Origin of the sequence: Schlesneria paludicola DSM 18645 (genome assembly GCF_000255655.1) — a bacterium.
Lineage (GTDB): Bacteria > Planctomycetota > Planctomycetia > Planctomycetales > Planctomycetaceae > Schlesneria > Schlesneria paludicola.
This window is the reverse complement of the sequence record NZ_JH636435.1, coordinates 3,245,111-3,258,488: the sequence shown is the minus strand read 5'-3', so window position 1 is coordinate 3,258,488 and position 13,378 is coordinate 3,245,111. Positions and strand designations below refer to the sequence as shown.

8 protein-coding genes are annotated in these 13,378 nt (G+C 56.0%); 5 read left to right on the top strand and 3 right to left on the bottom strand.

Going from position 1 to position 13,378, the window contains the following annotated elements:
• The first annotated feature begins 854 nt into the window (after window positions 1-854).
• Complete coding sequence (locus tag OSO_RS0132085) at window positions 855-1,754, top strand: YitT family protein (RefSeq protein WP_010586995.1); 900 nt, start codon at window positions 855-857, stop codon at window positions 1,752-1,754.
• Window positions 1,755-1,764: 10 nt separating this feature from the next.
• Here the strand turns inward: OSO_RS0132085 and OSO_RS0132080 are convergent, their stop codons facing one another.
• Window positions 1,765-3,744 carry a GTPase gene (locus OSO_RS0132080; RefSeq protein WP_010586994.1) on the bottom strand — a complete coding sequence of 660 codons (1,980 nt, stop codon included), beginning with the start codon at window positions 3,742-3,744 and terminating at the stop codon, window positions 1,765-1,767.
• 474 nt (window positions 3,745-4,218) lie between these two features.
• Here OSO_RS0132080 and OSO_RS0132065 point away from each other — a divergent pair, with 474 nt between their 5' ends.
• A complete protein-coding gene (locus OSO_RS0132065) occupies window positions 4,219-5,286 on the top strand; it encodes a PIN/TRAM domain-containing protein (protein WP_010586993.1) in 1,068 nt (355 codons plus the stop codon).
• Between the two features lie 751 nt (window positions 5,287-6,037).
• Entirely contained in the window at window positions 6,038-8,269 is a 2,232-nt protein-coding gene (locus tag OSO_RS0132060; RefSeq protein WP_010586991.1) for a PleD family two-component system response regulator, read from the top strand.
• Window positions 8,270-8,352: 83 nt separating this feature from the next.
• Here OSO_RS0132060 and OSO_RS0132055 read toward each other — a convergent pair whose 3' ends face one another.
• Together OSO_RS0132055 and queF are read right to left on the bottom strand one after the other, a co-directional pair.
• Entirely contained in the window at window positions 8,353-8,919 is a 567-nt protein-coding gene (locus OSO_RS0132055; protein ID WP_010586990.1) for a VOC family protein, read from the bottom strand.
• Window positions 8,920-9,024: 105 nt separating this feature from the next.
• Window positions 9,025-9,390 carry a preQ(1) synthase gene (gene queF, locus OSO_RS0132050; protein ID WP_390511479.1) on the bottom strand — a complete coding sequence of 122 codons (366 nt, stop codon included), beginning with the start codon at window positions 9,388-9,390 and terminating at the stop codon, window positions 9,025-9,027.
• A 390-nt stretch (window positions 9,391-9,780) separates the two neighbouring features.
• Here queF and OSO_RS0132045 point away from each other — a divergent pair, with 390 nt between their 5' ends.
• Both OSO_RS0132045 and flhF read left to right on the top strand, forming a co-directional pair.
• Window positions 9,781-11,985 carry a flagellar biosynthesis protein FlhA gene (locus tag OSO_RS0132045; RefSeq protein WP_010586988.1) on the top strand — a complete coding sequence of 735 codons (2,205 nt, stop codon included), beginning with the start codon at window positions 9,781-9,783 and terminating at the stop codon, window positions 11,983-11,985.
• 59 nt (window positions 11,986-12,044) lie between these two features.
• Window positions 12,045-13,295 carry a flagellar biosynthesis GTPase FlhF gene (flhF, locus tag OSO_RS0132040; RefSeq protein WP_010586987.1) on the top strand — a complete coding sequence of 417 codons (1,251 nt, stop codon included), beginning with the start codon at window positions 12,045-12,047 and terminating at the stop codon, window positions 13,293-13,295.
• Window positions 13,296-13,378: the final 83 nt, after the last annotated feature.

The window sequence follows — 13,378 nt, the reverse complement described above, 5'->3', positions numbered from 1 at the left end:
GGCGTCGCGAATGAAAACTTGGGGCCACTGTGGGATTGTCTTCGTCATGTCGTGTTCTGCGAAACTGGACAAATCGCGAAGGCACAGATTCTCGGAAGACTTCCAGGAAATGGCACACAACTCGAAGATTTCGTCACGACGATGCATTCGCGGGACCGTAGGATGGAAATTAAGTCATTGTGTCATATCTGGCAAGGAGGAAGCGTCAACGTCACATCGATCTGCTGCGTTTCTGTGATGCGAAGACTTCCTGTACCAATACTCCCCGCGGGTCTGTTTGGTTTCATGTTGATCGACTTTCTTGCCCCAACTGTTCACGGCGCAGAGAGGGTGCCAGCCCCGATTTTCATCGGCAACGGATGCCTTGGTTGCGAATACATCATCTGGTGTCGCGCGACTTCTGCGATGAAAATGCGTCAGTCACCCACCCGCGACGGGTGACATTTTCAAACTGGTGTGGTCTCGTCCTGAGGCCGTTGACGGGGGCTTCGGCTGGCCCACATTGCGGAGCGGGAATCCGAAGAGTTGTCACACATGAGTGCGAAATTTGATGCTCGTCCGTTGGTGGTTCCGAGCGAAATGGGATGAAATGTGCGAGAAACTTTCCGAGATGTGTCTGACGCTCTTCCGTAATCTGATCATCGCAGTTATACCCCCATTTCAATGCCTCTCTCCGAGTGACGGTCGAAGAGACGAAACCACTTTAAAGACAATCGGCGACTTTACCGGAACGGTGCTGAACGTGTTTCGGAGTGCGACGCGGACGGCCTGTCTCGTTTAGAGAGTTTCGTTGACGGCCGTGCCGAAGATTCTCTTGCTGGCCGTCTCGACATATGAAAAATCCGCCCCGCTCGATGCTGACGATGACCGTTCAAAGACTCAACCGCTCGGGGCGTCTTCGGTTCGAGAAACGTCAGTTGCGCGAGATCCTGAACGTATTCTTGATTTTCCTGGGAGCATTGTCTGCTGCGATGGGGCTGCATGGATTCTTGGAATCGAGCAATTTCATCGACGGCGGCGTGACCGGAATTTCGATGTTGCTGGCCAAGCAGACGGGGCTTCCGCTTTCCTTGTTTTTACCTCTGGTCAATGCTCCCTTCATCATCCTGGGCTTTCGGCAGATTGGTGCCGCATTCGCGATCCGAAGCATGTTCGCGATCGCGCTCCTGTCGGTGATTTTGGCGGTCGTGGAATTCAAGGATGTGACGTCGGATCGGGTGTTGACCGCGATTTTCGGTGGGGTGTTTCTGGGCGCGGGAATCGGATTGGCGATTCGTGGCAATGCTGTGCTCGATGGAACCGAGATCGCGGCACTGTTGATCAGCAAACGCAGTCACTTGTTCAAAGTCGGCGATATCATCCTTGGGATCAATGTCGCAATCTTCCTCGTGGCGATGCTGGTTCTGGGAATCGAAGAGGCGCTGTACTCGATTCTGACATATGTCACCGCCGCGAGAACTCTCGATTTTCTGATCTATGGATTGGAGCAGTTTACGGCGATCACCATTGTCTCGGAACGCAGTGCTTCGATTCGTCAGAGGATCATGGATGAGCTTGGCCGAGGGGTGACGATCTACAAAGCCCGTGGAGGAAAGAGCGGGGTCGATCAGGAGATTCTGTACTGCGTGGTCACTCGACTTGAAATCGGCAAAGTGAAGTCAATCATTCGCGAAGTTGATGAGAGCGCCTTCGTCGTGACGCATGCACTCTCTGATGTCCAGGGTGGCATGGTCAAACGTGCGGGTTTGCATTGAGTTGCCGACGTCAATCTGTCGAACTGCCGAGTTGCTCGTTCAGTTGGCGAATCCGCTTTTTGGCTTCATCAAATGCGGGCGACTGCGGGATGGTTTCACCTTGCTGAAGGTCAGAGAGTAACTCGCCCAGCAGGTGCTGTCGCAGTTTTTCGATCAACCAGGCTTCGCGCTGGTTTTTGAACTTCACGTGTAGCTGCAGCAGCCAGGCTTTCGTCTGTCCCAGAACGTTCGTGGCCGAACCGACAACGGCTTCACCTGCCGCGGAGGTTCCCGCTGCGGCGGTGGCATCGACCGCCACATGGGTCACCCATTGCGATCCGGCGTTGATCAGCACGTCTTCGGCTCCCAATCCCCCCCCCAATGCCAACAGAAAGGTCAGCAGCGGGCGTGCGACGGCGGCCGCACGATCGGCGTTGCGCAGGATTTCAAACAGTTGCTGACGATCTTGTTTCAGCGCCGTCATTTCGGTGTTGACCAGCGTCCGCGCCAGTTGTTCGAAATCAAACGCGTCGTGCTCGCGGTGAAGCTGTGCAAGCACGGATTCACACGTGGTTCCTGCGAGCAGTTGTTCCAGGCGATCGGTGAGTAACTCATTTCCCAGCGTGGTGACCATTCGTAACTGGTCGTAGACTTGTTGCAGTACGCGGACGATCGCATCCCATTCCGCCTGGCGATATTCGTCCAGCGGATTGGCTTGTTCGCCCCAGATTCTGTTGCGAACGAGTCGCACGCCACCGTTCACCCAGCGGCCGACGTGGGAATAGAATCCGTGGATGTTGGATGTCCAGACTTCACGATGAACGTCCCACCACGCCCACATTTCATTGACCAGCAGCGAATTGGGAGCGGCTGGCCAGTCCGCCTGTCGAATCAATCCCCGCGCCGCGAAGACGTTTCCAGCGTCTCGAAACTGCTGGCTGCGAATCCAGATTTCGCGCAAGTATGCGGGAGCACCATCGGTTTCGGAAACCAATTGCCGCAACGACCCTCGTAGGGTTCGCAGCTTAATTTCGCTGAAACGCAGATGTGACAGGACGGATTTTAATTGGACAGGTTCGATCGGCTGGAGTGGGTTTTCATTGCGATCAGCGGATCCGACAGGACGAGTCGTGTCGGTCTTGGTTGCCGAGTTTACGGTTTCGTTGGTCTTTGAAGTTAAAGGCCAGGTTCGTTCGTCAAATCGAAGGCGAATCGCTTCCGCGGCTTTGCGATCATTCTGCGCGAGGTAGACGAATTCTGGTTTTAAACCGGTTTCACCGCAAAATGTTTCCAGCCAGCGCGGCCAATAGGGTTCATCGTCAGGCAGCTCGACCTGGTTAAAGACAATAAGTGCCGCTTTGTCTTCCACAGCGGCTTTGCGAAAGAACTGCTTGACCGCGGCGTCGTTGTATTTTTGCTGTGTTAGAACGGCAACCAACACATCGGCCGCCTGTCGAACTGCGTCTGCTCGATGCCAGTTCACCGGGGCGTCGCTGTCGACATCGGGGGTATCCAGGATGACCAGGTTCTGGGGAACTTCGTCATTCGTTCTCCAGAACAGGCAATGTTCGTCGTGGCTGGCCAGTGCTTCCTCGCTGCTGACCCATGGACGCAGTTCGAATGCAGGAAACAGCTTTTGCAGATCATGGTGGACGTCGAAGCCTGTCGGGACCAGACAGACGGGGTGTTTCGTTCCCGAAGCGAGGGGACTGCTGGCGCTGGCCCGGAATCCCGCGATGTGATTGAAAACAACGCTTTTCCCGATATTCGTGCCGCCGACCACCGCGACAATCAGATATGCATCCTCGGTCAATTGTGGCAGCAGTTTTCGGACGAGTAGGTCGTACCAGTCGCGTCCGGCGAGCGGCTTGATCCGAAGTGCTGAGGCGCGCTGTTCGAGTTCGACGAGTGCGGCACCGAGTTGACGCGTCAGCGCTGCAAACGAAGCGAGTTGCGTCGATTCATCGTGTGGAGAGGCGAGTGGGGCATCGGCGGGCAACGCATCGGTCATCGGTACATACTACCTCGACGGAGTAACCCGTTCACGAGCCAGAGAGGGGGACAGCCTCATTTTCATCGGCAAAGGGTTCCTTGATTGCGAATGCCACGCGCGAGGACTCGCGCTTTTTACGATGAAAATAGGTCAGTCCCCAATCTGTGAACAGGTGCGATTGATGCGATTGAACTGGCAAGTGCTTCGGCCTCCGCTGGGGAAGCACTCCAGAATGGAATTGTCGCTTGTTTTTGAACGGCGGTTAGGGAACGGATGTCATGCACGGTGGCGCGTTTCCATCGTGATGTTCGCTTGTTGTCTCGAATCGCTTCGGGTCCTGCAATCGAAGAAACCGTATTTCCCGTGGCAATCGACTCAATGTGACATGGAAAATACAGAGATACTGGTTGGTTTCTAACGGGGATCGTATACTTAAAATCGCAATGTTGTGTGACGAGATTATCAATCAATACCTCAAGATGGGGTTAGCCAATGCTGATTTTTCTGCGTGTTGTGTACGTTCTGATCTGCGCCGGGGCCGCAGTGGCATTGGTTCAAAATCCGGCGGCACCGGCATTTATTAATTCGAATCAGGGGGTCTTTTTTGTCCTGATTCTGCTGATGACGCAGATTGTGACGTTGATCGACATCGTCTTTCCAAGGAAGCGTCTAGATGTCATTACGGCGATTTACTTCGGACTTTTGGTCGGCTGGTTGTTAGCGTTTCAACTGCAATATGCGGCACAAGCGTTCATGACGTCCGTGGGGGTCGGTACCGAAAAAGGCGTCGATGGCAAGATCGAGAACCCCGTTGCGCGTGTGATCGGCGGTATCGCGGGGATCATGCTGCCTTACATCTGTATCTCGTTTTTGCTGCAGACTAAGGATGATTTTCGTTTCGTAATTCCTTATGTCGAGTTCGCCAAAGAGATCAAAGGAGGAAGGCCGCTCGTCATTGATACGAGCGCACTGATTGATGGGCGGATTGCGGACGTGATGGATACGAACATCTTTGATACCGAGTTAATTGTACCCAGTTTTGTCTTGGAGGAACTGCAGAACATTGCGGACAGCCAGGACAAGAATCGTCGAACGCGCGGGCGACGCGGTCTCGACGTTTTGACGAAGCTCCAGCAGAAGCCGAAGGTCGAAGTTCGGATGCTCGAAGTGCGCGAGAAGGACGATTTGGCGCATTCGGTCGACCAACGGATCGTCGCGTTGGCAAAGCGAATGAGCGGTCGTGTCGTCACGAACGATTTCAACCTGAACAAAGTTGCTAGTGTGCAGGGGGTCGAAGTCATTAATCTGAACGATGTCGCCAACGCTTTGAAACCACGGTACCTGCCAGGTGAGCAACTGCACATCAAGGTGATGCGTGAAGGCGAATCGTTCGGCCAGGGCGTGGGCTATCTGGATGACGGCACAATGGTCGTTTGCGAGCAGGCTTCGACGTTAATTGGCAAAGAAATCGACGTCGTGGTGACGAGCATGCTTCAGAACAGCGCCGGCCGTATGATCTTCGGTCGTCTGCTGAACTCACCCGTCTCGGCAACACGATAATTCACGCCACGTCTGCGGCACGAGAATTCTTCAAGACGGGTTAAGGGCGATGTATTTCCCTTCGCCCACCTGTTGAACTACGGGGAATCGGCGCCTGGACTCTCACGATGTCGTGGCGCTTTTGAGGCGCCGCGAGTCCAGTCCTCTTGATTTCAACAGGCGGCTTTCCGGCGTTTGGATTGTGGCAGGAACCTCCATCCAACCCGCAAAGTCACACTTGTCACGGGCACCTTTCGAAGGCTTTTGTGCCTGAGCGAATGGTCACTTTACTTGGATTTGCCATACGTCCTACGGCAGGTAGGCTCCTCTTGGGGGGGCTCGCTTGGACGTCCAAGCGGCCCATGAGATCGGTAGCGCATCCGTCACAGTCCGACGTTTCGTCACAACAGGCCATCCAATCGGTATTTGGAAACGACTGTTTCGTTTATTCGCGACGCACCGGTTGGCGGTTGTCGATTTCGATTAGCAGCCTTTTGAAATGCCGGGACGGAGTCTGCCAGGCCGCAGAATGCGGACTTGGATTCGACGGTATCGATGCGCACAGTGCCACGGTGTCTGTCCCGCTCATTTCCGCAGGCAGTACCAGGGCGGACTGAATTCGTCGTCCCGCGTGTCCGATTTTTGTCGTTGTGATCACCTCGTTGACATCCGTACTATGGGGTGTCTGGTGGGGTGGGGCGGTTTTGTGTGTTGACGCGAAGAGCGCCTCAAGGCGCGAGCCGTGTCGAGCGTGGAAGTTGGAGTTGACGACATGGTCCGAATTCGGTGTGGGCTGACCACGATCGTGGCGATGGTGATGACTCTGGTCTCTGCCGTCGCACCGGTCGCTGCGCAGCCAAAGCCGCCACAAGAAAAGTCGTCAACGTTTGACCGGTCACCGCTACTGAAAGAACCCAAAACGCCAGAAGAGATGTTTGCGGCAACTCTGCTGACGGTCGATTTGATCCGGCCGGACCTTGCCGTCAAATATTTTGACCAGTTTGAAGCCGCCGAACCTGATGACGAATTGCTGCTGAAGCTGCGCGATCAGTATGGTACGGGTGATTTTTTGAAGCTGGCCCGCACGAAAGAGCTGCAACCGCGTTCGGCGGCGCTGCTTGAACGATTGAATGCGGCCGCACGAAAGCAGGCGGAAGATCCGGATTTTCTTGCCGGGCTGGTTCAGAACTATCTGCAGGCGAAGAATCGTGAACTGGCTTTTGTCGAACTTCGAAATGCTGGCGTGAATGCGGTTCCCGAAATTTTGAAGCAGTTGTCACTGTCCGAGGCGACCGATCAGCAGGATGCCCTCTTTCGAGCACTGACCAAGATGGGCGACCTGGTCATCCCGCCGATGCTGGGCGCGTTGGATTCTCCCAAAGAGCGGATTCAGATATCGGCCGTGGACGTCTTGAACTGGCTGGATGCGTCCGTCGCAATTCCCTATCTGTGGTTCCCCGCCTTTGACGAGAACCAGCCGGTTGGTTTCAGGACGGCGGCGAAACGCACGCTGGCGAAGCTGTTAAAAGGTTCGCCTGAACGAGCGGCTCAACTTTCTTCGATCGACGCTTCGAATGAATTAAGGCGACTTGCCAGGCTGTACTATCGAAATCCTGGAGCGTCTCCTATTGACGATAACGGGCAAATTTCGCTTTGGTATTGGAAGGACAGCGCGGGTACGGTCGCTCAGCAGACGTATCCACCTGACATTGCGGGGTTACTCTTGTCGGCGCGGTTTGCCCGTCAGGCGTTGTCCTTATCTCCTGACAGTCCAGAGCCTCAACGCCAGTATTTGGGGGCATTGCTGGGGCTGGAAGTGACACGCAACGGCTGGGACAAGCCACGCGTCGCATCGCCCGATTCGGCGTTATATTTGGCGATGACGGCGGGCGAAGAGATGGTTTCGCAGGTTCTGTCTGAAGCGCTCGAAGCGGGGCAATCGCCGACGGCGTTGGCTGCACTGGAGGTTCTTAGCCAGAACGGCAGCCGTGAACAGCTTTCGTCGCAGAAGGGGGTGAAGTCACCCGTCATCGCGGCGCTGAATTCGCCAGATCCGCGCGTTCAATTTGCGGCAGCAACCACGATTCTGAAGCTTGATCCCAAAACGGCTTTTAGCGGATCGACGCGTGTTGTGAGCATCCTGGCCCGTGCCTTGACCGATCCTGGAAAATCGCGAGCGATCGTGATTGACGCCGATGGTCAACGCGCCAGCCAGACGGCGGGATTCCTTGCCGATCACGGCTATGACAGTGTGGTGTGCGCCACGGGACGCGAGGGATTCGAGCAGGCCGCGACGTCCGCAGGGGTTGAAGTCATCGTGATCAATGTGAACTGCATGCGATGGGATTTGACGCAAACCCTGGCCAATCTGCGTGCCGATGCGCGCACCGCGGCGACGCCGATCGTGATTTATGGTCCGTCGGCGAATCGCGAAGATGTCAGTCGAGTGATGGCTCGAAGCGCTCCCGCGACGTTTGTTGCGCAATCCCCGACCGCTTCGGATTTCCTGGCGCAGTTCGTGCCGTTCATGGCGAATCAGAAGACTCCGCCACTTTCCGATCATGAGCGGAGTTTGCAAAAAGGCGCTGCGGTCTACTGGTTGGCCATCATCGGTAGCGGGAACATGTCACGGCTGTTCGATATCAGCCAGGCCGAGAAAGAACTGGAACTGGCCGTCGAAGATCCCGCGGTGGCGATGAATGCCTTGGTCGCGCTGGGAAGTATTCCCGCCCGGGCGGCTCAGCAAAAACTGGCCTACGTTGCACTGAATGCGCAGGTCGACGACGCCCTTCGTGAAGCCGCCTCGGGGCAATTGGCCTATCACATTCAGCGACATGGGTTGTTATTGACGCGAGATGAAGTCATTCGCCTTCAGGCGGGATGGAAACAGACGGATCGCCCCGGTGTGAAATCGGCGCTTGCGAGTGTGATGGGTTCGCTTCGTCCGGATGCGGCGATCGTTGGCGAGCGGTTGCGGCAGTTCCCGGTCCCCCCGGCCAACTGATTCAACCGATCCGAGAACCGACGAAACAGACGAGGGGCGGATTCGAGTGGTGTCCATTCGAATCCGCCCCTGATGCATTCAGATTACTTCTTCCATGGGCCGACCAGTTCGATCAGATTTCCGTCTGGATCGCGGTAGTTTGCCAGCGCCAGCCCGGCGGGAAAGCCTGCGGGCAGTGGAACGGGGCACTTGGCAACCAGCTTTCCGCCGGCTTCATTGGCCTTTGTGACGGCCGCATTCAGATCTTTCACAGCGATCGTCAGATAGCGAAAACCGTACGACGAGTGGATGAATGAGTTGTCGACGCGCGCACCGGGCGAGGACTTGAAGCTCATGAGCTTCACCTTCGTGGCCGTTTCGCCGGTGCCGAGCACCAGGACGTGGACGTCGAGTTCCAATTGATTCGCGAGTCCGGTGTCCGCCGCAAACTGTCCTGGAACCTTGAACCCATTCACTTCCGAGAAGCCCAGCACGTCTTTATAGAACTTGAGCGATTTGTCGATGTCGCTGACGACCATCCCCAGATCGACGGTCTGCGTGGCGAAGTTCGAGGTTTCCGACTTTTGGTTGGCAAAGCTACCGAGCGTAAACGCGCTGAGTGCAACAGCCATCATACCGGCAGACAGAATCCAGGTGCGGCGGTGGGGCATGGGAGTCCTTTTCAATCGAAATTGGTGAGCAGAACGACGCGTGTGTTCCGCAAGGGGGCTCACGATCCTGAAACCGGGATCGGCGGGTAAACAGCGTAACTCATTCTAGATTTGCGGTTTATAGCTGACGGTGACGTTCGTTCGAATTCCACCGCGGGGGGTGAATGCTCCTACCAATGTCATCGAACGTGGTTTGGTCACGGCAACCAGGTCGTCCAGGATCTGATTGGTCACGGCTTCATAGAATGCGCCGTGGTTGCGGAACTGCTGTAGGTAGAGCTTCAGCGACTTCAGTTCGTAACAAAGCTGATCGGGGACGTAAGTCAGGGTCAGAGTGCCAAAATCAGGTTGGCCCGTCTTGGGGCATACCGAGGTGAACTCGGGACAGATCGTCTCGATGGAGTAGTCGCGGTTCGGGAACGGATTGGGGAAGGTTTCAAGAATGCTGCGAAAACTCATGTTGTGGCGAATTCCTGCGATCGGGATCAAGGTATTGAGAAATCGTCGACTCGCCACATGGCGGCCGTTGTTTCGAGGACGCAAATCCGTGCCGGAATTGTAGTCGGCCGAAATGTCGGTTCCCAACGTCGGCAGCGGCAAACTTTGATCGAAATCGGGTCAGGGGCGGCTTTTTCATCGGGAAGTCGGTCCGACAGGCGTGTTTCCGGCAACTCTTGCCTGCTTGCGCGGCGGTTCTTGCGTTCTGACGACAATCTTGTGACGAACGTGCCGCCATTCGGCTGGACAGGTCATTACGTTTCTCTTATCACTCGCCCGCCTATCTCCTTTCCCAAAATCCAACTGAATTCCAGTCGCACCCCCGCAAGGGTGATTCGATCACTTCGTGTTCTCGGAGGCAGCATGCCCACGGACAACGGTCGCGGTTCGCGCACAGCCGGCGGTCAATCGTTCGGATTGGTTTTTCCAATCCTGATCGTGTTGTCCGTTTTGGTATTGGTCGCGCCCGTACCGCCGATTGTCCTTGACCTGCTTCTGGCGGCGAATGTGACCGCTTCGGTGCTGGTGTTGTTGACGACAATCTCTGTGCGACAACCACTTGAATTCAGCGTGTTTCCCACGCTGCTTCTGGTGACGACGCTGGTTCGGCTGGTATTGAACGTGGCTTCGACGCGATTGATTCTGACGCGAGCCCATATCGCCGGAACGGATGCTGCAGGAGCGGTGATTGAAGCGTTTGGCCAGTTCGTCGCCCAAGGACAACTGCTCGTTGGACTCATTCTCTTCTGTATTGTGGTTGTCATTCAGTTCGTAGTGGTCACCAAGGGTTCCACGCGGATCAGCGAAGTGGCCGCACGATTCGCACTGGATGGGATGCCCGGCAAGCAACTCGCCATTGATGCCGATCTGACGGCAGGCTTTATCACGGCAGAACAAGCCCGCGAGCGGCGTGCTGAAATCGTCGAGCAGGCCGATTTTTATGCCGCCATGGATGGGGCAGGAAAGTTTGTGCGTGGCGATGCCATGGCGGGAATTCTGATCACATTGATCAATCTGATCGGCGGAATGGCGATCGGAGTTCTGCAGCATCATATGTCTGTCGGCCGCGCGCTAGAAGTCTTTGCGACCCTGACAATCGGTGACGGGTTGGTCTCACAGGTCTCCGGATTCTTGATTGCGTTGGCGGCAGGGCTTCTTGCGACCCGCTCATCGCGAGAATCGAATCTTTCTCAAAACGTCTTGCATCAGTTGTTTCGTGATCCGACGTCCTTGTTGCTTGCCGCTGCGTTCTCTGGCGGACTGGCGTTCACGGGATTGCCGATGTTACCGCTGCTGGGACTGGGATTGGGGTGTGCATTGCTGGCCTGGCATCTCAAGCAATCTGCATTGGATGCGACGCGCACGGCTCAGGCCACCCCATCGTCGAACGTCAAGACCAAGCTCGAAACGGCAGAGTCTCCTCAGCCATCCGCACAGCGGTTGAATCGTGAAGTGAGGCCCGAAGACAAGCTGAACGTGGAACCGATCGAATTGGAGTTGGGGTTCCGCCTGATCAAGTTGGCTGATCCCGATGCTGGTGGCGATCTGATGGAACGAGTTACCCAGTTGCGAACCAAGATTGCGCAGGAATTGGGAATCATTCTACCCAAGGTCAAAATCAGAGACTGTTTGCGACTCAAGGACAGCGGATATCAGATCAAGCTGCGGGATATCACCGTCGCCGCGGGCGATTTGCGGGTCGATTCGCTGCTCGCGATCAATCCGGGGGGTGTCAGCGGTGAACTGACCGGTGTCGAAGTTGTCGATCCTGCCAGCGGTCGTCCCGCGGTGTGGATTGAACCGGCGCTCGCCGAACAGGCAAAAATGTTTGGTTATCGCGTGGTGGAACCAGCTGTCGTGCTGATCTCGCATCTGACCGACATCGTCAAATCGCACTCTGACGAACTGCTGACACGGCAACAGGTTCATCAACTTCTGGAGAATCTGCGACGAACCTCACCCAAAGTTGTCGACGAATTGATTCCCGATTTGCTCAAACCGTCGCACGTGCATCAGATCCTCTGCAATCTCTTGCGAGAACGAGTTCCGGTCCGCGATCTGGAGACGATTCTGCAGACGTTGGGTGATTGTGCAGAGCGTACTAAGGATCTGGCGATTCTGACGGAGCGGACCCGACAGGCACTCAGTCGCACGATTTGCCAACAATACCGTGACCCTTCGCGAACACTACGGGCAATCACGCTCGACCCCGCTTTGGAAGATGTGTTGGCGGGTGGATTCGAATTCAGTGAACGTGGTCTTCGCGTGAAATTGACGCCGCAAGTGATTGATGGCGTCGTTCAGGAACTGACTCGACAAGTCAAGCTTTTCCTGCGTGCTGGTTATCCGCCCGTCGTGATATGCACGCCCGCCGTACGTCCAATCCTGCGACAGATCACGCAGGCAAGCCTGTCAAAGCTGGCGGTTCTGAGTCTCAACGAAGTGACCCGCGATACGCAGGTTCAGCCTCGAGGTCAAGTCCCCATCAATGCCATCAAACTGAACCTTCCACGCGACGTCGATCAACGGTTGCGACAACCGCTCGCCGCACTTGCTGCGGCGCACTGAGACCGATTCCTGATTGTATCAAGCCGATCATCGACCGATATTTTTTCTGAGTCATCACCATGCAGCGCAGAATTCAAACTTTCCGAGCCGCGACCATTGACGAGGCTCTGAACCTCGTTCGTCGCGAGCTGGGGCAAGACGCCGTCGTCGTCGAATCGAAGGAAGTTTCGACACGTCGACTGCTGCCGTGGCCTTCGACGCGCCAAGAGATTGAAGTCAGTGCCGAACCTTTGACGCGACGATCGCTGTCGCGTCAGTCCGTTTCCGCTAAGCCGTCGTCAGGCCGAATGGTCCGAACGCTCGCAGAATCAATGTCGGATGTCGCGATTGCACCCCAGCGTCCAGCGGTTGCCGCGCCCCCGATGGCCGCCAAAGCACGGGTGGAACTTGAAACGGCGGCACCGTCCGAAATTCCCGGTTATCAGAAGACGCTTGAGTCATTGCATGCGATCGCCGAACAACTCGAACGTCAGTCGCGACCGATTGGCACGGCTAACTTGCCTGGCGAGCTATTCCAGTACTACACGGCGCTGGTCGCTGCGGAAATCGAAGACGATGCCGCTCGCGAATTGATTTCCAAGTTGCGACAGCATGCGGCACCTGATGCTCTGAATTCAGAGTCGTCGGTTCAAGCAACTTTGACGGCCCTGATTGAACGCGAGATGCGATGCGCCCCGCCGATTCGGCCGCGAGCCGGGCGACGCGAGATCGTGACTCTGGTCGGACCGACCGGCGTGGGCAAAACGACAACACTCGCCAAATTAGCAGGACATTTTCACCTGCACGAAGGCCTTCGTATCGGTCTGATCACTGTCGATACCTACCGCGTGGCTGCTGTGGAGCAACTGCAAACGTATGCGGAAATCCTGCAGGTGCCATTGCGGGCGGCATCAAATCCCGAAGAGTTGCGTACGGCGATCGATGAAATGGACGATGTTGACCTGATCCTGATCGATACGGCAGGTCGCAGTCCGTTTGACGCTGGCAGGATGAACGAACTGCGTGAGCTGCTGCGTGTCGCCAATTCCAACCATGTGCTGCTGGTCTTGAGTCTGGCGGCCGGTGTCAGCAAGTTGCCCGCAATTGCCGAGAAATTTGCGGTGGCGGCTCCGACTTCACTGGTGGTGACCAAATTGGACGAGAATCTGGGAGGAGGAGGGCTGCTAACGGTGGCTCGCGATATCGCCTATCCCGTCAGCTACCTTACCACGGGTCAAGACGTACCCGCTCAAATTGAATCGGCCCATCCGAATCGCTTGGCCCGTCTGATTTTGGGGCTCGACAAAATTCACCCCGAGATGCTGTCCTGATGACGGACCAGAAATTCTGAGTCCAACGACGGTGCCAGGTCACACTTCGATTGGAATCCCGACTGCGAATCAACCGACCGAGT

Coding starts and splice junctions, on each gene's coding strand:
- OSO_RS0132085 (WP_010586995.1), top strand. CDS start 855: ATGCTGACGATGACCGTTCAAAGACTCAACCGCTCGGGGCGTCTTCGG.
- OSO_RS0132080 (WP_010586994.1), bottom strand. CDS start 3,744: ATGACCGATGCGTTGCCCGCCGATGCCCCACTCGCCTCTCCACACGAT.
- OSO_RS0132065 (WP_010586993.1), top strand. CDS start 4,219: ATGCTGATTTTTCTGCGTGTTGTGTACGTTCTGATCTGCGCCGGGGCC.
- OSO_RS0132060 (WP_010586991.1), top strand. CDS start 6,038: ATGGTCCGAATTCGGTGTGGGCTGACCACGATCGTGGCGATGGTGATG.
- OSO_RS0132055 (WP_010586990.1), bottom strand. CDS start 8,919: ATGCCCCACCGCCGCACCTGGATTCTGTCTGCCGGTATGATGGCTGTT.
- OSO_RS0132045 (WP_010586988.1), top strand. CDS start 9,781: ATGCCCACGGACAACGGTCGCGGTTCGCGCACAGCCGGCGGTCAATCG.
- flhF (WP_010586987.1), top strand. CDS start 12,045: ATGCAGCGCAGAATTCAAACTTTCCGAGCCGCGACCATTGACGAGGCT.